Raw genomic sequence first — 24,638 nt, 5'->3', positions numbered from 1 at the left:
AAGAAATCCTATTAAATTAATGGGTCGAAACACTAGCGGTATAGATAATGTCGCCATTCACATCGGTGTCTGTATCGATGATAACGCTTTGATTGTTCTTGACTCTAATAAGGTTAGACACCACGATTTTGTCACCCGCAACAAGTCCTTCTTCTACGACCCAACCATTACCAATTTCATTACCTAAAACCACCGGTTTTTTTTCAGTTAAACCAGTTTCATCGACAACAAATACTGAAGGCTCACCTGACTGGCTTCGTACTACCGTCGATTGCGGTACCACCAAATAGTCTTTCTCTACAGGCATTGAGATCGTCGCTCGCACGAACATCCCAGATAACAACGCATGATTCGAGTTTGGTATAACCGCTCGTAGTGTTACGCTTCCTGTCGAGTCATCAACGTGTGCATCGGAAAACGCTAAGTAACCGATCTCTCCATATTGCGTCCCATCTTCTAAAGTCACCGAAACAGGAACGTCAATGTCACCGTGTTCTTGTCCGATAAATTCTTGTTGTATCTTGTACAGCGAGAGTGATGACTGCTGCATATCCACGTAAACATGATCTGATTGAATAATCGTCGTCAAATACGCAGACTGCCCAGACGTCACTAAAGAGCCCTCAGAAACCTGAGAAATACCGATTTTTCCAGATATGGGCGCCTTCACCTGAGTATAGGATAGCTCAATATTGGCGTTATCAAGATCCGCTTGGCGAATCGCAACCTCCGCGACAGCCTGTTGATAGGCCGAGGTCGCTTCGTCAGAAAGTACCTGACTGGTTAGATTTTTCTTGAGCAGTTCGCTGTATCGTACCGCCGCTTTTTGTGTCGTATTTTCATTGGCGATCGCTTTATCAAGTTGAGCTTTTGCGCTGTTCACCGTGGCTTGATAGCTGGTCGAGTCAATCTGGTAAAGTAAATCACCACTGTTGACGTAGCTGCCTTCCTCAAATAAACGCTCAATGACGATGCCTGACACTTGAGGTCTCACCTCGGCTTGTTTAAATGCGGAAATTCGTCCTGGTAATTCTTTGGTTAATCGTAAGGTCGATGACGATAATGTGAGCGTATCAACGTGGACCGATTCAACGGCTTTTTGTTCTGGTTCTGCCTGGGCATTACAACCAAGTAAAACGAAAGGAAGAAGCAGACTAACACCGCGTTTAAGCACAGTAGATGAGAACATAAGGTGACCTTCAAAAAAGTAGCGACATAGCAATGACAGGTAAGATAACAATAGGGGGGTTAAGAAGGGGTTAACGCTGTTTGTAAACAAATGTAAATCAGATTAAAGGTGTGTAAACCTACTTTTTGTGCGGATTATTGAGCGTATCCTATTGAGTGGAAATTTTTATTAATCGAAAGAGGCTCTCATGTTGAGACTTACCGTATTATTGACCTTGCTTTGGCTACCCAATCTATTGATTCAATGGGATAAGTTAGGTGAATTCTTTGTATGGCGCCACCAGCTCATTATGCTTACTGGCCTGTTGGGGCTGGCGTATATGAGTGTGGCTGTCTTGCTGGTTGCCCGGTTTCGTTGGGTAGAAAAAATGGTTAATGGCCTCGACCAAGGTTATAAATTACACAAAAAGCTAGGCATTGGTGCGGCGGTAGCACTGCTATTGCATTGGTTGACGGTTCAGTCTGCCAAATGGATGGTCGGTGCCGGTATGATTGAGCGTCCCCATCGAGGGCCTAGAGCCATTGTCGAAGGGATTCAATGGCGGCCAATTGCGGAGCAGGTGGGTGAACTGGCGTTTTACGTGTTGCTTATCTTTAGTGTGATTAGCTTAGTACAAGCGATTAGCTATAAAAAATTCAAGTTCACTCATAAGTTAGGGGGAGCCTTGATGGTTGCAGGGATTTTTCACACACTCTTGCTGCTTGATTGGACGCTGGTGGCGATCCCACAAAACATGACGATTATTGCCCTTTGCTTGGCTGGGGGAGTGGGGTCTTGGTTGTCGCTGACTGGTCGCATTGGGCGCAAGAATAAGGCTGATGGTACCGTAGTAGAAGTAAAGCCGTTTTCGTCTCAGGCTAAAGGATTGAGTCACAACGACGCCATTCGCATAACGATTCAATTAACTTCGGGCATTCTGTATAAAGAAGGGCAATTTGCCTATTTGAATTTCCATGATGGGGAATCACCTCATCCTTTTTCTATTTTAAATTATGACCCTAGCACCCTACGCATTGAATTCGGAATCAAGAGCTTAGGCGATTATACCCACGACTTGGTCAACACGTTAGCGGCAGAGCAAGGTGTGACAGTTGAAGGAGGGTATGGTTACTTTCAAGTACCTCAATCGATGCACCAAATATGGGTAGGTGCTGGTATTGGTATCGTGCCATTTATCTCGCGATTGTACTGGCTAAAAGCGCAGTCAAACGATCAAGTCAGCCGCATCAATAAAATACATTTATTTTACTGTGTACAGTCGAAGAAAGAAGCCTTTTTTAACCATGAGATAATGATGCTACTTCGCCATCTATCCTTCGTTGAATTGCATGTGGTAGATGCCGAAAGAGGGGAATTCTTAGACAGTACTCAAGTCCTAGAATCATTCACATCAGAGTCGTTTGAGGTCAGTTTTTGTGGTCCAGAGACCTTTGGTGATTCGCTAAAATCTGGACTGGTGGAGGCTGGGTTGCCAGCGAACCGCTTTCATCAGGAAGCGTTTAAGATGCGTTAGTGTATGGACATCAATGTAATCAACGTGGTTTAACAAACAGCCCAACTTGTTGAGCTGTTTGTTAATAGTTAATGATCGTTTTGCAATAAAACGAATACTTCGTTGATATTTGAGACACAATAATCAGCGATGTGGAACTCGATGCTGTGGAATTCTGGTATAGCAATCGTTGTGATACCTGCGGCTAGTGCAGATCGGACTCCCGTGAGACTGTCTTCTAACGCGATCGCTTTTGTTGGTTCTACATTTAGGCGTCGACATACTTCGTTATAAACATCAGGTGCAGGCTTACCTAATGGCACGTCGTCAGCACTAAGTGCGAGTTCGAAGATATTGTCAAGCTTGAGTCGGTGTATCACGGCATCGATGATAGCTTGACTAGAAGACGTAGCGAGCGCAATTCTATAGCGTTGGTGTTGCAGTTGAGTGATGAGTTCATTTATGCCAGGCTTTATGGTCCCGAATTGGCGTATCAAACTTCCGGCTTTTTCGATAATTTTAGACCTTAAGCACTCTTCTGTGACGGGTAGGTTGAAACGCTTAATCCACAATCTAGCAATATCATCGATACGTTTTCCCATCGTATAGCAAATGCAATCTTCAGCGGAAATAGTTACATCGTAATGACGTAATACTTCTATCTGCGCTTCTCTCCAAAACGGCTCCGATTCAATTAGCACACCATCCATATCAAAGATAAAAAGTGTTTTTTGAAACATATACCCTCCTGTTTTAATTATAAAAAATCTAATAAATACCCGCTTCATGAATAGTACTGAGGTTGATGACCCCAACATATTTCCCCGCATTGTTTGTCACAGGAAGCGCCGAAATAGTGTGGTGATTCATTGTGTGCGTCGCGTTACTACAGAGGTCATTTTCATTTAAGCTATGAAATTGACGAGTCATGACAGTGCCAATACCGTTATCTAATGACACTTTGTCGTTTAATGAACGACGTAAATCACCATCCGTAAAGACACCAATAACATGTTCACCGTCGACGACAGCGATTAAACCCAGACCTGTTTTGCACATGACATGTACCGCCTCCATCAGAGAGGTCTCTGCTTTACAATAGGCTAATCGGTGTGTTTCTTTGAGTAGCTGTTTGATTTGTGTTAACAACTGAGCGCCTAGTGTTCCTGCGGGGTGAGAGCGAGCGAAGTCCGCTTTTCCAAATCCTTTCATTGTCATTACTGTGAGAGCTAACGCGTCGCCTAATATGAGAGTGTTAACGGCGCTGGAACTGGGGGCCAACCCAAGCGGGCAAGCTTCTTCTTCAATTGCAATTGGCAAGGTAAATGTTGATTCTTTTGAGAGGTAACTATCGGTTCGGCATGTGATAGCAATGGTCGTTATCATTTTTATTGCCAACAATGGCAGAATGGTTTTGAGTTCGTTAGCCTGGCCAGAGTTTGAAATGAAAATAACAATGTCTGACTTCTCGATCATCCCCAGATCACCATGTAAGGCCTCGGCGAGATGCACAAAGAAAGAGGGGGTCCCCGTTGAAGCGAGTGTTGCGGCAATCTTCTTGCCTATATGCCCGGATTTACCAATACCTGAGACAATCACTTTACCCTTGCATCCTGCGATACTGTGGCATGCATTGGCGAAGTTATCGTTTATGCCACCAATTAATTGAGATGCATGTTTTATTTCTCTCTCAATAATTGTGGTTGCTGTTCTACATATTTCTTCATTGTCATACGGTTGATGCATTCTCGTTCCTCCCAATCTTTTCTGTACCTTTACTTTACGATGTAATTATCAAAATGAAAACAGTTGCTTTCATTTCTTTTTTTATGAACGTGGATGTTATTGTTTGACGAGGGTCACATACTGTTAAATTACTCAATATGGTGTGATATTCTGCCTTGCTGGCTCTTATTTGAATTATTATTTTGTATCTAATTGTTTAATAAGGTTATTTTTTCATTAAGGTCTGTCGGGATTTATTTTCATATTTCTTTCATTATTTTCTTTTTGTCTCACCTTTGGTTTTTGAATTGAAAATTGTGAAAGCGATCGCTTTTATTTTGAAAGCTATCTTGCATAATCAGTCCATCAAATAACAACAAGGTGAAACAGATGGACACAATAATATTTTTAGCTGAATGGTTTATAGGGTTATTTCAAAAAGGCGGAGAAGTCATGCTCGGTATGATGACCGGTATTCTTCCGTTACTTATTGCTTTGTTATGTGCGATGAACGCGTTGATTGCTTTTGTCGGGGAACATCGCGTTGAGAAACTAGCAAGCCGATGCGCAAGCAACCCGGTGTCACGCTACTTAATACTCCCAGTGGTTGGAACTTTCATTTTTTGTAATCCGATGACGTTGTCATTAGGTAAATTTCTACCAGAGCGTTATAAGCCAAGCTACTACGCTGCCGGTTCATATTCTTGCCACTCAATGAATGGACTCTTTCCTCACGTCAATCCGGGTGAGTTGTTCGTCTACTTAGGTATAGCTAGCGGCCTCACAACGTTAGGACTGCCTCTTGCACCATTAGCTGTGGCGTATCTAGTTGTTGGTGCGGTGTCTAATTTCTTCAGAGGTTGGGTGACTGACTTCACGACCATGATGGTTGAGAAGCAACAAGGCATTTCGTTAGAGCGTGAAGTTAAATTTGGTTAATTAGGAGATACCACAATGACAACACTTAGAGTGAAAGCAGGTAAAGGCGGTTGGGGTAGTGAATTACTAATTAATTTCCCTAGTAACAAAAAAATCATGTACATGGTGGGAGGGACTCGCCCTGCGTTGGTTGACAAATTGGTTGAATTGACAGGTCTAGAAGCGGTAGATGGTTTTGCTGAGGGGTGTGATTACGAGGAGATGGCATGTGCTGTTATCGACTGTGGCGGTTCAATGCGGTGCGGTTTGTATCCAAAAAATAATATTCCAACCTTGAATGTCATGCCGACGGGTAAGTCTGGCGTGATGGCAAAATATATTAATGAAAGTAATTATGTGTCGAGTGTGGATGTCGACTGTGTCAGCTTTGCCAATCAAACTGAAACTGTAGCGTCTACCGCGAAGGCGGCACCTCATCAAATAGTGGGAGACATATCGGTTGATGCCAATGGTAATGCTTCTCTTACAGGTGGCGGGTACATCGATACAAATAAAAAATTGACGGAACAGTCAGACAGCTTATTAGCTCGGATTGGTATGGGTATGGGGAATGTCATGGCGACATTTTTCCAAGCCGGCCGGGATACCATTGATACCGTAATATCAACAATTATCCCATTCATGGCATTTGTTTCCATGTTAATCGGGGTCATCTTAGCCAGTGGGATTGGAGATAGCATTGCACATGTGCTAGTGCCGCTCGCGACTAATCCAGTGGGGCTGATTACATTGGCATTAATCTGTTCATTCCCATTTCTGTCACCTTTCTTAGGCCCTGGCGCAGTGATTGCTCAAGTCATTGGTGTGCTGATTGGCACGCAAATAGGGTTAGGAAATATTCCGCCACATTTAGCGCTACCAGCTTTATTCGCTATTAACGCACAAGCAGCCTGTGATTTCATTCCTGTCGGGTTGGGTTTGGCGGAAGCGAAACCTGAAACTGTGCGAGTCGGTGTCCCATCGGTTTTATACAGTCGATTCTTAACGGGCGCACCAACAGTATTACTTGCTTGGTTTGCTTCAATGTTCATCTATAACTAGGAGCACATCATGAGCTTATACGATATACAAATTATTAAAGTAGGTGAGTCTGCAATAGAGGCTTTGAGTGATGACATGCTGATTCTATTTAATGAGTCAGTGCCTGCCGATGCTGCTGAATACTGTTTTGTTCACAGTCATGATCAGCTTAAAGGTGTCATTAACGTCGGGGGGAACGTTGTTATCAATGATACACAATATCCGATTACCGCTGTTGGCGATGCTGTTAACCAAAATTTAGGTAACTTAGGTCATATCACTTTACGTTTTGATGCCGCCAATGAGGCCGATTTTGTTGGAAGTTTGCACCTAGATGGTCTGCAGCCTCAATCGTTACATGTTGGCTCAACGATTTCATTTAATTAATTAATATTTGAGGTTTGAACCTTTCAAGCCTCGCCCTTTTTGGAGAGTTTGTTATGAGAACAGCAGTTGTAATTGGTGGCGGTCAAACGCTTGGTGAGTACCTTTGTGAAGGATTAGCACTAGAAGGGTACAATGTTGGTGTTGCTGACCTCAATGGTCAAAATGCAGTGAGAGTAGCTGATCATATCTGCACTATGTCTGGGCAAACAAACGCATTCGGAGTCGCAGTTGATGCCACTGATGAAGGTAGTGTTGAGAAAGCGTTCAAAGCAATTAATGATCAATTCGGTAGTATCGATGTATTAGTTTACAGCGCAGGTGTTGCAAAAGCGGCAAAGGTGACGGACTTTTCGCTCGATGACTTCAATTTTAACGTCAATGTCAATTTGAATGGCTATTTCTTATGCGCCAGAGAAGCTGCTCGATATATGGTTGACCAAGGTAGGGGGGGGCGAATTCTTCAAATCAACAGCAAATCGGGTAAAGTTGGAAGTAAGCATAACGCGGGTTATAGCTCTGCAAAATTTGCAGGTATAGGGCTTACGCAGTCCATCGCCTTGGACTTGGCAGATGACAATATTACTGTGAACAGTCTAATGCTGGGTAACCTGTTGCAGTCTCCTATGTTCCAGAGTCTAATTCCGCAATATGCAAAAAAATTAGGATTGCCGGAAGATAAAGTAATGGACCACTATATCGATAAAGTCCCACTTAAAGCAGGTTGTGGTTATGATGATGTCCTGAATGTATTGAAATTCTATGCAAGTGAAGGTGCTAAATATTGCACAGGACAATCCATCAATATTACTGGTGGACAGGTAATGTTTTAAACGACGAATGTGAACGGTTATGTTGTAACTCCCCCACATCATTGTATGGGGGAGTTCCTCTTTAGGGGCGAATTTTTTGATTGATTTGAGGAGCAGTTCATGGACATTGTGATTGATGTTTTAGTCTTCGCGGCAATGGTTTTTGCAACGCGGTTTTTCATTGATGTAATGAAGTTAAAGAAATGACGGTGTAGTAATATTACTGTCAGTAAAGTTATTTGATTTAATGTAAATGCGTCATAGGTGATTTATGGACTCAATATCGATGTTAATTGTGGTGGCGATTGCTGCCTGGATAGGGCAAATAGGCTTGAGTTTTTTTCAAATTCGAGCTTTTAACCGAATGCTTCAAGCAATGGCGAAAAAAGGGACGGTAAAAATAGGACGCACTCAGAGTAAATGGAAAAAAAGAACGATAGTAGTTCTTTCTGAATCTCCAGAACGTAAAATTATTGATGCAAAAGTGTTAAAGGGTGTGACGGTATTTGCTAGGCCTGAAACGTTAGATAGCTTAATTGGTGATGCATTTCCTTTTTCAAATCAAAAGGTAAGTAGCCTTGATAAGGGTACACAAGAAGCGCTAAAGGTGGCTTTTCAAACTGAATGAGCGGCTTTTAAAATGAAATGCTTTTCGTGTACAATAAAAAAAAGAGGAGATTTTAGCTAATGACCATTGGTGATAGACGTAGTAGATTGGTCTCTTATTTACAAGAGCACGGGAAGACCGCAGTGAATGAACTCGCGGCTATCTTTGAAACTTCTGGCGCAACAATTAGAACGGATCTACGACAACTGGAGCTTCAAGGTGTCGTTGCGCGACGGTATGGTAGTGCAGAAGCTTGTGCGCCATCAGAACCTACATCTATCGCCGAAGATATAGCGATGGATGACAAGAAAACAATCAATCTAGACAAGAAAACCCGAATTGCTCGCAAAGCGGCAGAGCTTGTTCAAGATGGTGAATCTATAATCTTGGACTGTGGGAGCACCACATTACAGATGATACCCAACTTAGATAAGGTTATGTCATTGACATTAATGACAAACAGTATTGATATTCTAAGTGCTCTGAATGATCTCGACTCAGAGCATACGGTGATAATGCCAGGTGGTACTTACAGGAAAAAATCGGCTTCTTTTCATGGTAGCTTAGCAGAAAGCGCATTTAGCCAGTTTTCGTTTGACAAGCTATTTATTGGAGCCGACGGCTTCGATTTACTTCAAGGCTGTACGACATACATAGAAGCTTATCAAGTCAGTCAAGCGATGTGTCAATCAGCGAATCAAATTATAGCGGTGCTTGATTCTTCGAAGTTTGGTCGTAAAAGTCCAAACGTTGTGGTCCCTATTGATCTCGTTGATATCGTTGTGACGGATACAGACATAGCGAAAAGTGATCTAGAGGGCTTAAAGAGTAAAGGGATTACGGTGTATCTAGTGTAAGGTTAAAAGTGATCACTTTCACTTTGAAAGTTTTGTTATTGATATAACTCACAAAATGAAAGATATGTGCTTTTCAAGTGACTGCAACCAATGAAAAATAGTGGTCACTTGAACGTAACCGTGTGGACACTATGGATAGCATAACACTTGCCGCTGAGTGGTTTTTTAGCCTTTTTGAAAAAGGAGGGGATGTTCTACTAGGAATGGTCGTTGATATATTGCCAGTTCTTATTTGTTTGCTCGTTGCCATGAATTCTCTTATTCGAATTATCGGGCAGCATCGAATTGAAAAACTTGCTAAAAAATGTGCAAGCAACCCGTTTTCTCGTTATTTAGTTCTTCCTTTCCTTGGTACTTTTTTCTTCTGTAATCCTATGACATTAAGTTTGGGTAAGTTTCTACCGGAACGTTATAAACCTTCTTATTACGCATCAGCGTCATACAGTTGCCATACTATGAACGGTATGTTCCCTCACGTAAATCCCGGGGAGCTTTTTATATATTTGGGCATTGCAAATGGACTGTCACAATTAGGTCTTCCTCTAGGCCCTTTAGCTATCACTTATTTACTTGTGGGCTTGATAAGTAATTTCTTTAGAGGCTGGGTCACGGACTTCACGACTTCGATGCTATGTCGGCAGCAAGGTAAAACGCTTTCGGACAATCCGGACTTTGAAAGCCGGAGGAATGTATGAATCAAAGTTTAAAGGTAATTGCAGGCAGTGGAGGCTGGGGAGGCCCACTCTATATTCCAATAAAACCTGGTAAGAAAATCTTATATGTAACTGGTGGAGTAAAGCCGGAGATTGTTGATTATTTGAGTCAATTAACCGGTTTAGAAGTGGTTGATGGGTTTAGGAATATTGTCGACGACTCAGATGTGGCCTTCGTTGTTATCGATTGTGGTGGAACATTACGTTGTGGCTTATACCCTAAGAAAAAACTATTTACGCTTAATATACATGCGACTGGTAAGAGTGGGCCACTGGCTGAGTATATTCGAGAAGACATTTATGTCTCATCCATAGACTCTTCTGGCATGAGTCTAGTTTCTCGAACTATCGAACATCGAAAAGTCGTTCATTCGGATCCTATCCCTTCACCCACTGCTCCTACGATTGATATAACAAAAAAAATAAGCGAGCAGAGTAGTGGTTTAGTTGCCAGTATTGGACTTTCGATGGGAAATGTCATGTCGATATTTTACCAAGCAGGACGAGACACCATTGATACTGTTTTGAAAACAATTCTGCCTTTTATGGCGTTTGTATCGATGCTCATCGGTATTATCATGGCGTCAGGTATAGGTGATCTTATCGCAAACGTGCTGACCCCCTTGTCACAGAATCCATTAGGCCTTATTACGCTGGCATTAATTTGTTCATTCCCTCTGTTCTCGCCATTTCTTGGCCCAGGGGCTGTCATTGCACAAGTCATCGGCGTGCTTGTAGGGGTGCAAATTGGTGCGGGTGCCATCCCCCCTCATTTAGCATTGCCTGCTTTGTTTGCGATAAATTCTCAGGCAGCCTGTGATTTTGTTCCTGTTGGGCTTGGGTTGGCAGATGCTAAGCAAGAAACGGTAGAAATTGGCGTACCATCCGTATTGTACTCTCGCTTTATTACAGGAGCTCCTACAGTCTTATTGGCGTGGTTCGTGTCTATGTTCATTTATCAATAGGAGTTGAGATGTCACTTCAATTTAAAGCATCTATAACGAAAATTGGTGAACTTGCGAATGATTCATTGGAGGACGATATGATGATCTTATTCAATGAATCTGCTCCTGAAGATGTAGTGGATTATTGCTTTATCCATAACCAAGGCGCAGAGCGAGGTACATTAACGACTGAAAGCACGTTACTGATTGGTGAGCGAGATTATATAGTGACTTCTATTGGTAAGATGGCGACCAAAAACCTTAATGAACTAGGACATGTGACGATAAAGTTTGATGGAAGAATGACACCAGAATTACCCGGTATGGTTCACGTTCTTGGGAAGCGACCAACAACAATTAGCATAAACGACGCTATTGTTTTTGGCTAATATGACCAGTACCGAGATGACCTGACCACTTTACAAGTGAAGGTCATCTCGACGTATAGCAATTGAGTTATTTAGAAATACTTCAAAATTTTACTGTTGCTTCGTTGTTTATAGGTCGAGAAAGCCTTCGTAGGGAAATAAAGTACGGCAGCTAAGATCGCTGAAATTAACCAAATATAGCCCACGCTTGGTATTCCGAATAAGTCACCATGGTTTGGACCAAAGACCGTCAAGACTAATCGATAGCCAATGAGTAACAAGTAAAGATGTATTATGTAGAAGAACATGGGCGCGGAGCCAAAGACTTGCAGTACATTGGTGGCCGCATTGTTCATCTTTTCAAATGCAGCGAGCAAAAGGAGGCCAGCACCTAAGGTCATCAGGATATACAACAACGACGGCGGATATTTAGTAAAGTTCACAAAAGACATGACACTTTCAAGCAGACTCCCATTGCTAACCCAAGCATCTGTTTCTCCATATATGTTGAATCCACGCAATACAATGAGTAATGCAAGGCTTAGCAAACCAAGTTTAACTAGGGTTGATTGACGCTTTGCTTGAGTGACCGCTGAACCAAATAGTGGGCCGACAGAATAACCGAGTAGAATAACCCCAATCCAAGGTAATACTGGGTACGACACTTTGATTTTCAGTGGCCCTTCAGTGACTAAAAAATTCGCGTCATGGAAGATAGTCCAAAACGTATATCCCACCTCATGCATGGCGAAATTAATTGGGGTAAGTAAGTTATGCCCAAATACAATCAACAAGCCCAAGAGTGCGGTGGCGGTACGTGGTAAACGGCAAAGTAAGCTAAGGCTTATCATACTCAACCCAATAGCCCATATGACTTGTAAATACAGCGTCTCGTAGCGCCCAAACCATGAAAAGTTCACCAATGTCATTTCAAGAAAGACCAGAAACAAGCCACGCTTTAAAAGGAACTCACTCGCATTCCTGCTGGGTCTACCGTGTGGGTTTTCATAAAGCCACGCCGAAATCCCCGTCAGGAAAACAAATAACGGTGCGCATAAGTGCGCAAGGATGCGAGTGAAGAACAGTTCTGGTTCGGTATCCGACAGGCTCATTGGGTCAGATACGGGCTTGTGGTAGTAAAATCGCTCACGTACGTGATCAATGAGCATCAATAAGATAACTAATCCCCGCATAATATCGATAGAAGCGAGACGTGTTTTCACACTTTGAACGTCCGAAGGTGAGGGCGGAATAGTGGTTTGGGCTGACATGTGGAGATGTGTACCTATTTGAGTATTGGAGTTGGAAGCTAGGTGCTGGCCAAGTAGATTGATACAGCTATAATCACGAATAGTTATCAATTAGCTGAGTTCGAGTTGTGTTATAACATAGCCTACGGGAGAGGGTTAAAAAAAAATATAAATTGAAATAAAGTGCGGGTAACACATGACTACTATCAGACAAAAGTACGAAGGAATGCTTGGGTGTGACAAGAGTCAGTAGAAGCTAACAAGGATTTTATGAAGGCACCTCAATTGACGTGGCAGATAAAGGGAGATTCAAGCAAATTAACCCGCGATGAGTCGATAACCCGAGGTGTCTACTATGAGCATTTGATTCAAGCGTTTCGATTAAATGTTGGATAGTCATGTCAGACTATGACGTTTCCTATTCATAGAGTTTATGGTCCGAAAAGTGTTAATAATCACGAAAATGTATAAATTTCTCTAGAGTTAGTCACAGAGGTTCACTACACTGTGCGAAAAGCAGACAGTAACACTGACAAACGGTAACGAAATTATTTTGAGTCCACTTTTTATCTCTGATCTCAGAGAGAAATCATTAAGCAAAAAAGCCAAATTGGCGCTCATCCTTACTGGGTGGGTGTTGTTTGTGTGCTTGATGCAAAATAGTGGTCTACTGCAAGTGTGTTCTCATTCTAATATCGTTGAATCCAGTCAATCGCTGAGTAGCTCAAAAGGCGTGATATCTGAGGTAAGCTCTGCTAATCGAGATACGTCCCTTGTTAGTCCTGCGGCTTCAGCGCCAGTGAAACAAGCCAGTGATGAATGCAGCTTATCGAGTAAGTTACTCAACTTTCACACCTTAGACCTTGATGGCCTATGGTTGATTACCCTCACGGTTATGCTGCTCACGTTCGGCGTTTGCCGTGTTTATTACCATTCATACCGTCCGTTTACTGAGCCTATTTTTAGTCGGTATCGGATCCATCTCCGGCTTTGCACTTTCCACGAGTAAAAATATCGTCGTACTGGATTGCTTATCGCAATCGGATTCGTCATGATTTTATTTTAGGAATATCAATGAAAAAACTAAACTTATACCAACGTTCAGTAACGATACTGTTAACGTTATTTGTGCTCGTATTGTCATCGTTCACCTCGCCAGCATTTGCTAAAGAGGAGCTTTTGGGGAGCCCTGAGATTCTCAGTGTTGGGGTGAGTGAACGTCAGAACGACTCGACCGCTACTGCGACAGAAATAGGCACAGGCTGGATACAAAATAGTGATTATCCCCACGTTGAAACCAGGGTCGTGCTGACTGGGCAAGTAAACGAACAAACCCAAATCGTAGAGGGCTTTCTCGAGGTTCGTTTATCAGGAGACTGGAAAACGTATTGGCGATCACCTGGTGAGGGGGGGATCGCTCCTGAAATCAACTGGCAAGCCTCAAGTAATATCAAAGCTATTGATTGGGAATGGCCGTACCCGCATCGATTCGATCTACTTGGCCTTGAAACGTTGGGCTACAAGCATGACGTGACGTTCCCACTCCATATTGAAGTGAAGGACATTCATGCACCGGTGACGCTTTCGGCGGTCGCCACTATTTCAAGCTGCACAACGGTGTGTGTACTGACAGACTTTCCGATAGACATGACCTTTGTACCAATGGACTTGCAGGTGTCGGAAGCCTCGATGTATCAATATGCACAGGCTATCAGTCAAGTACCCAAAGCATCGCCAATAATTGAAAAGGTTGAGGCAATCTGGGATAGCTCTCGTCAACAGCTACAAGTTACCGTCGTCAATCCACAAGGCTGGGTGAAGCCAGATTTATTGGTGGATAGCAGCGACGTTGATATTGAAGACTACTCATTTCTATCGCCAAACATTGTCGTCAATGAAGATACCTTAGTGGCAACGATGAAGGTGACCAGTTGGTTAAGTGACCCTGACCTGAACCAGCGACCGATATTGGTGACCTTAATCGATCAAAACTTACTGGCTGAGCAGTCCCTCACCGTGACTAATGGTGTGGTCAGTGAACCAAGTGCCTCTGACTCATGGGCTTCAGGTTCGATGTTGTCGATGTTAGGTTTTGCCCTGTTGGGTGGACTCATCCTTAATATCATGCCGTGCGTCTTTCCTGTACTGGGAATGAAATTAAGCCACGTTATCTCTGCCGCGGCGTCGGAACGGACCAAGGTTCGAACTCAATTTATGGCGTCCGCTTTGGGTATTTTGGCCTCATTTTGGTTGCTTGCCTTATTTATCACGCTATTGAAATTATCCGGGTCAAGTATCGGTTGGGGGATTCAATTCCAAAGCGGTGGCTTTATTGGGTTCATGTTGCTTATCACGGCATTGTTTGGGGCCAATATGCTCGGTCTATTTGAGCTGCGATTGCCAAGTAGTCTGAACACGTGGGTCGCTACGAAAGGAGACAGCTCTTATGCGGGGCACTTTGTACAGGGAATGTTTGCGACATTATTGGCAACACCTTGTTCAGCACCGTTTCTGGGTACCGCTGTGGCGTTTGCGCTGGCGACGAGTACAGCGGCAACGTTTGCTATCTTTACCGCTCTAGCAGTCGGCATGGCATCCCCATGGATTCTTATCGCCTTGTTTCCTCGCATGGTCTCTTGGTTACCGAAGCCAGGCGCTTGGATGAATAAGGTCAAGATTGTCTTTGGTGTGATGATGCTCATGACATCCATTTGGCTCTTGTCTTTGCTGAATAATCATCTTCCACCGTTTTGGGTCGGAGTGCTGGCCTTAGCGGGTTTCGTGTGGCTGTTTTTACGGGTAAAGAAAACCTATGGTGATAAACCAGCCTTAATTTTGGGTGGTGTTAGCATTGTTACCCTGGCGGGTATGCTCATTGGTGGCAGTATGACGGCAAATAGCTGGGCAACACCGCTGCCTCCTGAGCCTGATTGGGTGAAGCTCTCCACGAAAGAGATTTCAGCGCAGGTTGCCGCTGGTAATACGGTATTTGTCGATGTGACGGCAGATTGGTGCATTACTTGTAAGGCCAATAAAATTGGCGTTATCTTGCAACCGCCTGTCTATGACACGCTACAGCGTAGTGATGTGATCGCCATGAAAGGTGACTGGACAACACCGAGTGACAATGTCACGGCATTCTTGCGTTCTTACGGGCGATACGGTGTGCCATTTAACATCGTATTTGGTCCCAATGCACCACAAGGCATTCCACTTCCCGTGATCTTATCGGATGACACCGTACTTGGTGCCATCGCCGAGGCGCAGGGAGTACAATAATGGTTGGTGATAAGCGCGTTAAAAACAAAGCTAAAAAGCCACGTAAAGGCTGGCGTCATCACGTCAAAGAGTGGGGCTTGATAGTGCTGATCATCACCGTGGTGAGTATCGCTGTCGACCACTACCGCACTCGCGATATGCCAGTCGTTGACCTGCCTTCTTTAGCGGGTCAGACATTGCAAGGCGAGTGGATAGATGTGTTGGAAGAGAGTAAACAAGCACCGGTGATTGTCTATTTTTGGGCGACATGGTGTCCTGCGTGCAAGTTCGTCACTCCAACGGTTGATTGGTTTAATGGCCCTTACAAGGTTGTGGGCGTTTCTGCGACTTCCGGCCCTGCTGAACGGGTAGAAAAGTTTATGGCCGGCAAAGAAACGGACTTCCCAAATCTCAATGACCCAAAAGGTGAGATCTTGCATCGTTGGGGTATTACGGCAACGCCAACCATTGTCATTATAAAGGACGGAAAAATCGCCTCCACCACAACAGGGGTCACAACCCCGATAGGCCTCTTCGCTCGCTTGGTGATGTTGTAGTCAACTGACATCATTCTTTATTGCACGATCAGCATGGCAGAGCTTTGCTGATATAGACAGTTAAATGGATAGTAAAAATGAATAAAATTAAGACATTAATCTCAATTGGGTTGCTTGGTTTTAGCGTTAACGCGATGGCGGATTCAGCCTCGGACGCGACCAATTTGAAAATTAAAGAGATCACTCAAATGCTTCAAGAGCATCCTGAAGTCGTGGACACGCTTCATCAAAGTCTCAGCGGATTTATCGCGCAACAGCAAGGTATTAGTGTCGCGCTGCAGCGTTATCAGCCACATATTAATAGCGCTGTTCATTCATCGTTCGGTGAGGCAGAAAATCCACAACTGACGATTGTAAATGTGACGGACTACAATTGCCCTTACTGCAAAAAACTCGATGTTGAATTGGAAAAACTGGTGCAAGATTACCCTCAAGTGAAGGTGATTAATATCTATGTGCCACTGAAAGAGCGCAACAGTAAACTGGAATACACAACCGCGAGTTATGCCTTGAATGTATGGCGTGACGCACCGGATAAGTTTCAGCAAGTGAATGATTTGTTGGCAGCGAATCCACGTCTTCATAATGAACGTTCGTTGAAGGCTATTGCTGATAAAACGGGTACACAAAGCCAGTTGGTGCAATCGAATGTTTCGGATGAAATCTTGGAGCGAAATAACCAATTCTTCCTCGATTTAGGCTTGCGCGGTACGCCAGCCATGATTATTAACGACCAAATTATTCCTGGTTATTTACCCTATTCAGAGCTAAAGAAAGCGTTAGAGTCTGAGCTTGATTAATAAGTAGGAAAGGCTTGCTAGACTATGTGATATGTAAAATCGTTGCCACCGATGAAGCAGTCGTAAATTGATGAGTTGATCAAAGAAAATGTTGAGTGTAGTGCCTTGATTGAGGTTGTTCCTGCCCATAAAAGGCCAAGAAATGAATGCCAATCTTTATCAGCCACATTAGTACTAGATGCTAAAGCGCCTAACTACGAGCGACTGGTTGTCAGTAGTTAACCCGTTCATTATAAAAAGTCACTGTTTGGTGGCTTTTTTGCCATCTGTGTACACATGCTTTTAGCTGGATCCACCCTTCGGTACGTCGTTAATGTATTCAGAAAATATTGAGAGGCGGAAGTCATTGTAGGTATTGATAATGATTACCTACAAACAGGATTGTTATTATATGACAAGATAATTAGCTGAGAGAGTTGAAGAGCCATCACAAAAACATTAATTGTCTTAGCTACATATTTACCGTTGATAAAAGATAGTTTTGTCAGTAATTTATATTAATTGTTAGATGTCAATCTTGAGGTGAGATATTAATGAGGTGAAAAACGTGATTGATTCTATAAATTACATGTAAATAGATGTAACACCAATAAGTAAATATTATTTTTTGTTGTATGAACACTTGTGATCTCGCTCATGTATGTATTCTTAGATTATTGTATTACAAAAGTGCATTTTTATAATGGCATTGAATGTTGAGTTGGAATTGACAGAAAACACATCTAAGGAAGTTCAATGAAAAAACTTATATTACCATTATTGGCGACATCCATTTTAGCCGCTTTTAATGTAAGCGCGACAACGTTAACGTTGGGGCATGCAATGTCATTAGATAATGCAGCCCACAAAGGAATGGTTATTTTTGCTGACAAGGTGAAAGAGAAATCTAATGGCGACATGAACGTTAGAATATTCCCTAATGCTCAGTTGGGATCAGAGCGAGACCAAGCCGAACAAGTGGTAACTGGTGCAATTGATATGGCGAAAATAAACGGTGCATTGTCTGAATCGTTTGAACCAACATTTAAAGTACTATCTATTCCTTTCTTATTTAATGATCCTGAGCATATGCGCCGCTTTATGAAGAGCGATACAGCAGAAGAATTATTAGTGTCGAGTAAAGGTAAAGGTTTTATTGGTCTGACATTTTATGATTCAGGATCTCGAAGCTTTTACAGTGAAAAACCAATTAATACGCCAGAAGATTTGAAAGGTCTAAAAGTGCGTGTGCCTGAGTCTCCAACGATGATGGAGATGATTAATCTTTTAGGTGCTAGAGCAACACCAATGCCATTCACTGAGATTTATACTGGATTGCAACAAGGTGTCATCGACGCGGCAGAGAATAATGTGTCGAGCTTAGTGGAGATGCGTCATACAGAAGTCGCCAAGTTCTATTCGTTGGATCAACACACCATGACGCCTGACCTTATCATCATTTCAGAAGAAACATGGGCGCGCTTAAGTGATGCTGAGCAAAAAATATTAAAAGAAGCAGCGGCAGAATCGCTAGACGAAGAAATTCGCATCTGGGATGAGACCGAGAGTGCCAATGTAGAAAAGGCGAAAGCGCTGGGTGTCACCTTTGTAGAAGTAGATAAAGAAAAATTCAGAGAAAAAGTTAAGCCGATGCTAGATTCTGCGCGTGAAGATGAAAAACTAGGTTATTACGTCAATAAGATTCAAGAGATGTAAGTATTAACCGTCTAATACTGGCTCTATAAATAATATGCCTATAGGGCCGGTATTGTATTTATAATAATAAGGATATTGAATGCATTCCTTTTTGAAAGGTCTACGAAGTATTGTAGACAAGCTAATACTATCATTCTGTGGAGTGGCACTGATTGTTTTGGTAATAACCGTCACATGGCAAGTTTTTAGTCGATATGTATTAAATGATCCTAGCTCTTTTACCGATGAATTATCGCGCTACGTTATGATCTGGTTAGGGTTGCTAGGTGCGAGTTATTTATTTGGCGTAAGAGGACATTTGGCGATCACCCTCCTTGCTGACAGTGTTCCTAAGCGAGTGAATCAAGTTCTTCAGTTGGCTATTAATGCGCTTATTCTAACGTTTGTGTCGCTCGCAATGTTTAAAGGCGGGGTAGCGTTAATTGGCCGAACCATGCAACAGTTTTCACCAGCCTTACAAATACCAATGGGGTATGTGTATTGCATATTACCTGTTTCAGCCGTTCTTATAACGATATATCTCTTGCTTAATATGCTGGATTCGTTCTACGAAAAATAATTAATAAGGAATTCCAAGTATGGATATGTCCATAGGCATTTGGTTACTCAGCTTATTTATGGTGATGATTGCTTTTAGTGTCCCTATTGCAATTGCAATTGCCATGTCTTCTCTCATTATTATATTTACTATCTTGCCATTCGATGTCGCTGCGATGACCGCTGGGCAAAAAATTGTGACCGGAATAGACAGCTTTAGCTTACTCGCGATCCCATTTTTTATTCTAGCCGGTAACATTATGAATCGAGGCGGAATTGCGACTCGCTTAGTTAACTTTGCGAAATTATTGGTGGGGTGGCTACCGGGTTCTTTGGCACACGTTAATATCCTGTCAAATATGATGTTTGGTGCCGTTTCTGGATCAGCCGTCGCTTCTGCCGCTGCGGTAGGTAAAACCCTTGCTCCACAACTTAAAAAAGAGGGTTACGACAAGTCGTTTGCGACGGCGGTAAATGTTGCTTCATGTCCGTCTGGTTTGTTGATTCCACCGAGCAACTCTTTAATTGTCTTTTCCGTTGTCAGCGGCGGTACCTCGGTGGCGGCTTTATTTGTTGCAGGCTATGTCCCAGGAATTTTGATGGGCGTTAGTTGCATGGTCGTGGCTTACTTTATCGCAAAGAAAAAAGGCTACGGTGCTGAGGTTGGTCCAAGAAAAACGCTCAAGGAGATCGCGACCGTTGTGTGGCAAGCTACTCCGAGCCTTGGACTGATCATTGTCGTAATTGGTGGGATTATTGGTGGAGTCTTTACTGCGACGGAAGGCGCATGTATTGCGGTTCTTTATGCGTTTGCGCTCTCGCTTTGTTATCGGTCACTGAAGTTGACCGATATGAAAACGATCTGTGTAGAGACAACCGAAATTACAGGGATTATGCTCTTTCTTATTGGCGCCTCAACCATCATGTCTTGGGCAATGGCGTTTACAGGTTTACCGACCATGATCAGTGAGTGGATGTTATCGATATCAGATAACCCAATCATCATCTTCATATTGATGAATATTATTCTTTTGATTATTGGTATGTTCATGGACTTAACGCCGGCATTACTAATTTTCACGCCAATTTTTATGCCGATTGCTACTCAGTTGGGTATGGATCCGATCCACTTTGCAATGATGATTATTTTTAACTTGTGTATTGGTATCGCGACTCCTCCGGTCGGCACCGCATTGTTTGTCGGTTGTAGTGTCAGTGGTGCAAGAATTGAAAGTGTGATTCGTTCAATATGGCCATTTTGCGCAGTAATGATGATCACCTTACTACTTATCACCTTCATTCCGTCAATTAGTTTGACCCTGCCAAGAATGTTTGGCTTGATTCAATAAAGTCGACCTCTCAATAAAGTAAATAGGGCCTTAGCAGTAATGTTAAGGCCTTCATTGTTTTATCGCCATGTTTAGCCGACGCCCGGCAAAGAGCGAGTCGTGCGCGATGGAATTGGCAACTGGTCTGCAATAACACCTCTTGTCATGGGCGATTAATACTGAGCGTTGATCATGCCCTTAAGCTTATATACTCTGGGGTTAAATACCACTGAGCGTTAGAGGGAAAATGAGAAAATATTACACCGTTGAAGGCGATAAGCAGGCAAAAAAAGCCTATCCTAAGCTAGTACTCTGTGAAAAGTGCGTCACCAGTTATGTTGTGATCAATGAAGGCGAGCGTACTTATTCTGAGTGTGCAAAATGCGGCGCGGATGATTAGCTGTTTAGGTTTTTGCAGAGGGACTGCTCGTTTTCATTTGGATAACGGCCTCATTTTGATTGAAGGGAGCCGTTTGGGTTGATGTGGCTGAATAAGGTTTTTCTGGTCGCCATAAACTGGCGACGGGTAGGTCGCCAGTCGTAGGATTGGTAATATGTCAGATTTTTTTAAAGATGATGGACGTATTGATGCCACCAAAGGCAAAGTTGTTACTCATAACGTATTGAGCGTCCATTTCACGGCCTGTGCCAGTAATGTAATCTAGGTCACCGCATTGGCTGTCCAGTTGATCGAGATTAAGCGTGGGGTTGAACCAACCGGTATGCATCATCTCTAGCCCCAGCCATGCCTCAATGGCACCACAAGCACCAAGTGTATGACCAAAGTAGCTCTTCAAAGAGCTGATAGGCACCTTGCCAAACACATTGGCAGTCGCATTGCTTTCTGCAATATCACCACGTTCAGTCGCGGTACCGTGGGCAGAGACATAATCAATCTTATCGGCAGACAGCGCCGCATTTTGCAATGCCATCTCCATACAAATCTGCATGGTTTCCATCTGTGGTTGGGTCACATGGGCAGCGTCACAGTTGCTAGCAAAGCCGATGACTTCTGCATAGATGGTCGCACCACGTGCCATCGCATGTTCGTACTCTTCCAGCACTAAAGTACCGGCACCTTCACCAATAACAAGGCCATCACGGCTTGCGTCATAAGGGCTTGGCGTTGATTTGGGCGCGTCGTTTTTTAAGCTGGTGGCAAACAGCGTATCAAATACCGCTGACTCCGTTGGGCAAAGCTCTTCACCACCCCCCGCGACCATGACGGTTTGATAGCCATGTTTGATGGCTTCAAAGGCGTAACCAATCGCTTGGCTTCCTGAGGTGCACGCGCTGCTGGTTGGGATGACACGGCCTCTTAGACCAAAAAACAACCCAACATTAACGGCGGTGGTATGGGGCATCATTTGCACATACGTTGTTGCAGTGATGGCCTTCGTGCTTTTTTCGTTTAGCATGACGCCAAAGGCACCAATCGCGTCGGTACTGCCTGTTGAAGAGCCATAAGCAATGCCGGTTTGTCCGTTGGTCAATATCTCGTTGCCGAGCAAACCGGATTGGCTCAGGGCATTTTCTGTGGCAACCGTGGCAAGCTTTGATACTCGACCCATACCTCTGACTTGCTTACGCTTGTAGTGCTTAGGCAATTCAAAGTGATCGATAGGTGCAGCAAGCTTGGTATTTAGGCCGTCATATTGTTCATAAGAGGCCATGTACTGTGTTGCGTTTTCGCATGCGCGCAATTTTGGTTCAATAGATCCCCAGTCATTACCAAATGCGGTGACACCAGACATCCCCGTGACTACTACTCGACGGTTCATACTAAGCCTCCATTGACTGAAATAACTTGGCGCGTAACATACGAAGCGATATCTGACATTAGATAGCTCACCAATCCTGCCACTTCTTCAGGCTCACCCATGCGGCGTAATGGAATTTGTGGCATGGCATGTTCTTTTACATGCTCGTCTACCATACCTGTATCAATCAACCCAGGTGCGACGCAGTTTACGGTGATTTTTCGTTTTGCGAGTTCAAGGGCGAGCGATTTTGTTGCACCAATTACGCCTGCTTTGGCAGCGCTATAGTTGGTTTGACCGCGATTGCCCATAATGCCGGAGACCGATGCGAGGGTAACGATACGTCCACCCTTGCGCTTTTGAACCATGGGCATTACGCAAGGGTGCAGCACGTTGTAAAAACTGTCGAGATTGGTATGAATAACGCCGTCCCACTCTTCTTCAGTCATGGCAGGAAAGGCGGTGTCTCTGGTGATGCCGGCATTGTTGACGACACCGTAGTAGGCACCATGCGACTCAATGTCGGCTTCGAGTCGTTCACGGCATTGCGTGCGATTGCTGATGTCGAATTGAATCAAGCGTCCGGCGCCACCGTTTGCTTCAATGGTCGCCAGCGTCTGTTGAGCCCCTGCCTCATCGCCCATGTAGTGGACGGCGATGGTGAATCCATCACTGGCTAATTGGATGGCGATAGCTTGACCGATACCTTTGCTGGCACCCGTCACTAATACTTGTCGACTCATTGAGGATTCCTATTTTTCATTTCTTTTAGTTTTTCGTGAGAGGGGACATAAACGTTGAGTTGGCAAGAGCCAATCTGTGTCCCATTACGTTCAAGCCGCGCCGAAAAAACGGCCATGCCATTGTCTTCTATTACTTTTTCTGCGTAGATGTCGAGAGTTTGCCCTTGTTGAAACGCATCACACTCTACCTGATATCGGCGGCTACCAAGTAAAAAGCCAATGGGTGGCGCTTCGCCTTTTTGTTGAGCATGAAACCCAGACCACGCCGCAACAGATTGCGCCATAAATTCAATGCCTACGTAAGCAGGTGTTGATTGTGTCTTTGGATCAAAAAATAAATGGTGATCACCAATATCAACTTGGCAATGAACGGACTCGGCTTGAATATCAACAACTCGATCCACCAAAACCATTGGGGCATCATGAGGAAGAAGCTGCTCTATAGGGGGATAGCTAGTCATGTACTGTTCCAAAAATAAGGCTGATATTATTGCCACCAAATGCAAAGGAGTTACTCAGAATGGCTTTACCATTGAGCTTAGTCTTGTTTTCGACCAGGGTAACCTCGATGTCTGGGGCTTTACTTTGGCAATGTTGCGCTGGTAACACCAAGTCATGCTTGAGTATATGCCAGGCAATGGCTGCTTCGGTCGCGCTAGCTGCCCCTAATGTATGACCGGTTAGCGGTTTAGTTGAGCTCACGGGCACCGATTGGCGGAATACACGGCTGATGGCTTTACTTTCCATACGGTCATTTAATGGCGTAGCGGTTCCATGGGCGTTGATATAACCAATGTCTTCAGGTTGCAGTCCTGCGTCATTCAGAGCTTTTTCCATGGCTTGAGCGGCACCCTCTCCTTCAGGGTGTGGCGCGGAAATATGATGGGCATCGGAACTGTCACCGGCGCCGAGTAAAGCGATAGGGTTGTCATCGTTGGCCGGTGCCTTTTTGCTAAGCAACATGAAAGCGGCGGATTCACCAATGTTGATGCCATTTCGGTGTTCATCAAACGGACGACAAAGCGTGTTGGATAGCGCTTCTAAGCTATTAAAGCCATTGAGAGTGAGGGCGCAAATAGTATCAACGCCACCGACAAGAACGGCATCAACAACGCCTGCTTTGAGTAGGCGTTTAGCGCTGATAAAGACTCGACCGCTGGATGAGCATGCCGTCGAGATGGAATAGCTTGGCCCGTTAATACCAAAATATTGACGAATGAAGTCGCTCGTGTTGCCCAACTCTTGTTTTGAATAGTGGAAATCATTGGGGAACTGACCGGTCGCCAATTTGTGTGCATACGCGGTTTCACCGTCTGAGATACCTGAAGTACTGGTACCGATAATGACCGCCACGCGGTCTGACCCATAGCAACGTATTGCGTCGTGAATAGACGGTTCTATCTGCTGCAGAGCAGAAAGGGCGAGGCGATTGTTTCTTGAAGCGAATGCAACCAAAGATTGTGGTAGTGAAGGCAGTGATTCCGTGACGCGCCCGACAACGGTTGGTTTACCGTTATTTAGTAATCCGTCTTCATGCACCATGTGTTCACAGCGGCCCAAAGACAAGCTTCGATGAATGCTTTCAGAGGTCTTGCCTAGCGATGAGTGAAAGCCACAATCATGGATAAACAATGGGATTTGAGGGTTGGTTCGTTTCATG

At 43.9% G+C, this 24,638-nt stretch carries 26 protein-coding genes; 18 read left to right on the top strand and 8 right to left on the bottom strand.

From position 1 onward, the window contains the following. Positions 1–16: 16 nt before the first annotated feature. Entirely contained in the window at positions 17–1,189 is a 1,173-nt protein-coding gene (locus AB4405_RS10100; RefSeq protein WP_372060651.1) for an efflux RND transporter periplasmic adaptor subunit, read from the bottom strand. A 187-nt stretch (positions 1,190–1,376) separates the two neighbouring features. On the opposite strand from AB4405_RS10100, the gene AB4405_RS10095 reads away from it, so the two are divergent. Beyond that, on the top strand, positions 1,377–2,702 hold the full coding sequence (locus tag AB4405_RS10095) for a ferric reductase-like transmembrane domain-containing protein (RefSeq protein ID WP_372060650.1): 1,326 nt from the start codon (positions 1,377–1,379) through the stop codon (positions 2,700–2,702). 68 nt (positions 2,703–2,770) lie between these two features. Here AB4405_RS10095 and AB4405_RS10090 read toward each other — a convergent pair whose 3' ends face one another. Further along, positions 2,771–3,421, bottom strand: coding sequence for an HAD family hydrolase (locus AB4405_RS10090; RefSeq protein ID WP_372060649.1), 651 nt, complete (start codon positions 3,419–3,421; stop codon positions 2,771–2,773). Between the two features lie 28 nt (positions 3,422–3,449). Beyond that, complete coding sequence (locus tag AB4405_RS10085; protein WP_372060648.1) at positions 3,450–4,427, bottom strand: KpsF/GutQ family sugar-phosphate isomerase; 978 nt, start codon at positions 4,425–4,427, stop codon at positions 3,450–3,452. A gap of 369 nt (positions 4,428–4,796) precedes the next feature. On the opposite strand from AB4405_RS10085, the gene AB4405_RS10080 reads away from it, so the two are divergent. From AB4405_RS10080 to AB4405_RS10040, 9 genes are all read left to right on the top strand, one after another. After that, positions 4,797–5,345: a PTS glucitol/sorbitol transporter subunit IIC gene (locus AB4405_RS10080; protein WP_102471779.1), complete on the top strand. Its 549-nt coding sequence runs from the start codon at positions 4,797–4,799 to the stop codon at positions 5,343–5,345. A 15-nt stretch (positions 5,346–5,360) separates the two neighbouring features. Beyond that, entirely contained in the window at positions 5,361–6,386 is a 1,026-nt protein-coding gene (locus AB4405_RS10075; RefSeq protein ID WP_372060647.1) for a PTS glucitol/sorbitol transporter subunit IIB, read from the top strand. 9 nt (positions 6,387–6,395) lie between these two features. Continuing rightward, positions 6,396–6,752, top strand: a complete 357-nt coding sequence (locus tag AB4405_RS10070; protein WP_372060646.1) for a PTS glucitol/sorbitol transporter subunit IIA — start codon at positions 6,396–6,398, stop codon at positions 6,750–6,752. A 53-nt stretch (positions 6,753–6,805) separates the two neighbouring features. Continuing rightward, on the top strand, positions 6,806–7,582 hold the full coding sequence (srlD, locus tag AB4405_RS10065; protein WP_372060645.1) for a sorbitol-6-phosphate dehydrogenase: 777 nt from the start codon (positions 6,806–6,808) through the stop codon (positions 7,580–7,582). 265 nt (positions 7,583–7,847) lie between these two features. Further along, positions 7,848–8,189, top strand: a complete 342-nt coding sequence (locus tag AB4405_RS10060; protein WP_372060644.1) for a transcriptional regulator GutM — start codon at positions 7,848–7,850, stop codon at positions 8,187–8,189. 59 nt (positions 8,190–8,248) lie between these two features. Next, entirely contained in the window at positions 8,249–9,025 is a 777-nt protein-coding gene (locus AB4405_RS10055) for a DNA-binding transcriptional repressor (RefSeq protein ID WP_372060643.1), read from the top strand. A gap of 131 nt (positions 9,026–9,156) precedes the next feature. Then, positions 9,157–9,720: a PTS glucitol/sorbitol transporter subunit IIC gene (locus tag AB4405_RS10050; RefSeq protein ID WP_102471925.1), complete on the top strand. Its 564-nt coding sequence runs from the start codon at positions 9,157–9,159 to the stop codon at positions 9,718–9,720. Next, positions 9,717–10,703 carry a PTS glucitol/sorbitol transporter subunit IIB gene (locus AB4405_RS10045; protein WP_372060642.1) on the top strand — a complete coding sequence of 329 codons (987 nt, stop codon included), beginning with the start codon at positions 9,717–9,719 and terminating at the stop codon, positions 10,701–10,703. Before AB4405_RS10050 ends, AB4405_RS10045 begins: the two co-directional genes overlap by 4 nt. A gap of 8 nt (positions 10,704–10,711) precedes the next feature. Then, a complete protein-coding gene (locus AB4405_RS10040; protein WP_372060641.1) occupies positions 10,712–11,071 on the top strand; it encodes a PTS glucitol/sorbitol transporter subunit IIA in 360 nt (119 codons plus the stop codon). A 71-nt stretch (positions 11,072–11,142) separates the two neighbouring features. Here AB4405_RS10040 and AB4405_RS10035 read toward each other — a convergent pair whose 3' ends face one another. After that, the gene (locus AB4405_RS10035) at positions 11,143–12,273 is read right to left on the bottom strand and encodes a DUF1624 domain-containing protein (RefSeq protein WP_372060640.1); all 1,131 of its coding nucleotides are present in this window, start codon (positions 12,271–12,273) and stop codon (positions 11,143–11,145) included. A 580-nt stretch (positions 12,274–12,853) separates the two neighbouring features. Here AB4405_RS10035 and AB4405_RS10030 point away from each other — a divergent pair. From AB4405_RS10030 to AB4405_RS09995, 8 genes are all read left to right on the top strand, one after another. After that, positions 12,854–13,309, top strand: coding sequence for a hypothetical protein (locus tag AB4405_RS10030; RefSeq protein ID WP_372060639.1), 456 nt, complete (start codon positions 12,854–12,856; stop codon positions 13,307–13,309). A gap of 65 nt (positions 13,310–13,374) precedes the next feature. Continuing rightward, on the top strand, positions 13,375–15,579 hold the full coding sequence (locus tag AB4405_RS10025; RefSeq protein ID WP_372060638.1) for a protein-disulfide reductase DsbD family protein: 2,205 nt from the start codon (positions 13,375–13,377) through the stop codon (positions 15,577–15,579). Beyond that, positions 15,579–16,115, top strand: coding sequence for a protein disulfide oxidoreductase (locus AB4405_RS10020; RefSeq protein WP_372060637.1), 537 nt, complete (start codon positions 15,579–15,581; stop codon positions 16,113–16,115). Before AB4405_RS10025 ends, AB4405_RS10020 begins: the two co-directional genes overlap by 1 nt. Before the next feature lie 77 nt (positions 16,116–16,192). Continuing rightward, positions 16,193–16,915: a DsbA family protein gene (locus tag AB4405_RS10015; protein ID WP_372060636.1), complete on the top strand. Its 723-nt coding sequence runs from the start codon at positions 16,193–16,195 to the stop codon at positions 16,913–16,915. 735 nt (positions 16,916–17,650) lie between these two features. Then, the gene (locus AB4405_RS10010) at positions 17,651–18,610 is read left to right on the top strand and encodes a TRAP transporter substrate-binding protein (protein ID WP_102471768.1); all 960 of its coding nucleotides are present in this window, start codon (positions 17,651–17,653) and stop codon (positions 18,608–18,610) included. Between the two features lie 79 nt (positions 18,611–18,689). Next, positions 18,690–19,169 (top strand): TRAP transporter small permease, encoded by a 480-nt coding sequence (locus tag AB4405_RS10005; RefSeq protein WP_372060635.1) that lies wholly within the window; start codon positions 18,690–18,692, stop codon positions 19,167–19,169. A gap of 19 nt (positions 19,170–19,188) precedes the next feature. Next, a complete protein-coding gene (locus tag AB4405_RS10000) occupies positions 19,189–20,496 on the top strand; it encodes a TRAP transporter large permease (protein WP_372060634.1) in 1,308 nt (435 codons plus the stop codon). Positions 20,497–20,722: 226 nt separating this feature from the next. Beyond that, positions 20,723–20,875: a hypothetical protein gene (locus AB4405_RS09995; RefSeq protein WP_198593108.1), complete on the top strand. Its 153-nt coding sequence runs from the start codon at positions 20,723–20,725 to the stop codon at positions 20,873–20,875. A 157-nt stretch (positions 20,876–21,032) separates the two neighbouring features. Here the strand turns inward: AB4405_RS09995 and AB4405_RS09990 are convergent, their stop codons facing one another. The 4 genes from AB4405_RS09990 to AB4405_RS09975 are packed head-to-tail and all read right to left on the bottom strand — an operon-like array spanning position 21,033 to position 24,637. Next, complete coding sequence (locus AB4405_RS09990) at positions 21,033–22,256, bottom strand: beta-ketoacyl-ACP synthase (protein ID WP_372060633.1); 1,224 nt, start codon at positions 22,254–22,256, stop codon at positions 21,033–21,035. Further along, positions 22,253–22,978, bottom strand: a complete 726-nt coding sequence (locus AB4405_RS09985) for a 3-ketoacyl-ACP reductase FabG2 (RefSeq protein WP_372060632.1) — start codon at positions 22,976–22,978, stop codon at positions 22,253–22,255. The genes AB4405_RS09990 and AB4405_RS09985 overlap by 4 nt, the downstream gene beginning before the upstream one ends. Then, positions 22,975–23,439, bottom strand: a complete 465-nt coding sequence (locus AB4405_RS09980) for a hotdog family protein (protein ID WP_372060631.1) — start codon at positions 23,437–23,439, stop codon at positions 22,975–22,977. The genes AB4405_RS09985 and AB4405_RS09980 overlap by 4 nt, the downstream gene beginning before the upstream one ends. Continuing rightward, complete coding sequence (locus tag AB4405_RS09975; RefSeq protein WP_372060630.1) at positions 23,432–24,637, bottom strand: beta-ketoacyl-[acyl-carrier-protein] synthase family protein; 1,206 nt, start codon at positions 24,635–24,637, stop codon at positions 23,432–23,434. The genes AB4405_RS09980 and AB4405_RS09975 overlap by 8 nt, the downstream gene beginning before the upstream one ends. Between the last annotated feature and the right edge of the window lies 1 nt (position 24,638).

It is taken from the genome of Vibrio sp. 10N.261.51.F12, assembly GCF_041471725.1.
Classification (GTDB): Bacteria; Pseudomonadota; Gammaproteobacteria; order Enterobacterales; family Vibrionaceae; genus Vibrio.
This window is presented reverse-complemented; position numbering and strand designations above follow the sequence as displayed.

Bases quoted from the DNA above. Each gene is read 5' to 3' on its own strand.
- AB4405_RS10100 (WP_372060651.1), bottom strand. From the start codon at position 1,189: ATGTTCTCATCTACTGTGCTTAAACGCGGTGTTAGTCTGCTTCTTCCT.
- AB4405_RS10095 (WP_372060650.1), top strand. From the start codon at position 1,377: ATGTTGAGACTTACCGTATTATTGACCTTGCTTTGGCTACCCAATCTA.
- AB4405_RS10090 (WP_372060649.1), bottom strand. From the start codon at position 3,421: ATGTTTCAAAAAACACTTTTTATCTTTGATATGGATGGTGTGCTAATT.
- AB4405_RS10085 (WP_372060648.1), bottom strand. From the start codon at position 4,427: ATGCATCAACCGTATGACAATGAAGAAATATGTAGAACAGCAACCACA.
- AB4405_RS10080 (WP_102471779.1), top strand. From the start codon at position 4,797: ATGGACACAATAATATTTTTAGCTGAATGGTTTATAGGGTTATTTCAA.
- AB4405_RS10075 (WP_372060647.1), top strand. From the start codon at position 5,361: ATGACAACACTTAGAGTGAAAGCAGGTAAAGGCGGTTGGGGTAGTGAA.
- AB4405_RS10070 (WP_372060646.1), top strand. From the start codon at position 6,396: ATGAGCTTATACGATATACAAATTATTAAAGTAGGTGAGTCTGCAATA.
- srlD (WP_372060645.1), top strand. From the start codon at position 6,806: ATGAGAACAGCAGTTGTAATTGGTGGCGGTCAAACGCTTGGTGAGTAC.
- AB4405_RS10060 (WP_372060644.1), top strand. From the start codon at position 7,848: ATGTTAATTGTGGTGGCGATTGCTGCCTGGATAGGGCAAATAGGCTTG.
- AB4405_RS10055 (WP_372060643.1), top strand. From the start codon at position 8,249: ATGACCATTGGTGATAGACGTAGTAGATTGGTCTCTTATTTACAAGAG.
- AB4405_RS10050 (WP_102471925.1), top strand. From the start codon at position 9,157: ATGGATAGCATAACACTTGCCGCTGAGTGGTTTTTTAGCCTTTTTGAA.
- AB4405_RS10045 (WP_372060642.1), top strand. From the start codon at position 9,717: ATGAATCAAAGTTTAAAGGTAATTGCAGGCAGTGGAGGCTGGGGAGGC.
- AB4405_RS10040 (WP_372060641.1), top strand. From the start codon at position 10,712: ATGTCACTTCAATTTAAAGCATCTATAACGAAAATTGGTGAACTTGCG.
- AB4405_RS10025 (WP_372060638.1), top strand. From the start codon at position 13,375: ATGAAAAAACTAAACTTATACCAACGTTCAGTAACGATACTGTTAACG.
- AB4405_RS10020 (WP_372060637.1), top strand. From the start codon at position 15,579: ATGGTTGGTGATAAGCGCGTTAAAAACAAAGCTAAAAAGCCACGTAAA.
- AB4405_RS10015 (WP_372060636.1), top strand. From the start codon at position 16,193: ATGAATAAAATTAAGACATTAATCTCAATTGGGTTGCTTGGTTTTAGC.
- AB4405_RS10010 (WP_102471768.1), top strand. From the start codon at position 17,651: ATGAAAAAACTTATATTACCATTATTGGCGACATCCATTTTAGCCGCT.
- AB4405_RS10005 (WP_372060635.1), top strand. From the start codon at position 18,690: ATGCATTCCTTTTTGAAAGGTCTACGAAGTATTGTAGACAAGCTAATA.
- AB4405_RS10000 (WP_372060634.1), top strand. From the start codon at position 19,189: ATGGATATGTCCATAGGCATTTGGTTACTCAGCTTATTTATGGTGATG.
- AB4405_RS09995 (WP_198593108.1), top strand. From the start codon at position 20,723: ATGAGAAAATATTACACCGTTGAAGGCGATAAGCAGGCAAAAAAAGCC.
- AB4405_RS09990 (WP_372060633.1), bottom strand. From the start codon at position 22,256: ATGAACCGTCGAGTAGTAGTCACGGGGATGTCTGGTGTCACCGCATTT.
- AB4405_RS09985 (WP_372060632.1), bottom strand. From the start codon at position 22,978: ATGAGTCGACAAGTATTAGTGACGGGTGCCAGCAAAGGTATCGGTCAA.
- AB4405_RS09980 (WP_372060631.1), bottom strand. From the start codon at position 23,439: ATGACTAGCTATCCCCCTATAGAGCAGCTTCTTCCTCATGATGCCCCA.
- AB4405_RS09975 (WP_372060630.1), bottom strand. From the start codon at position 24,637: ATGAAACGAACCAACCCTCAAATCCCATTGTTTATCCATGATTGTGGC.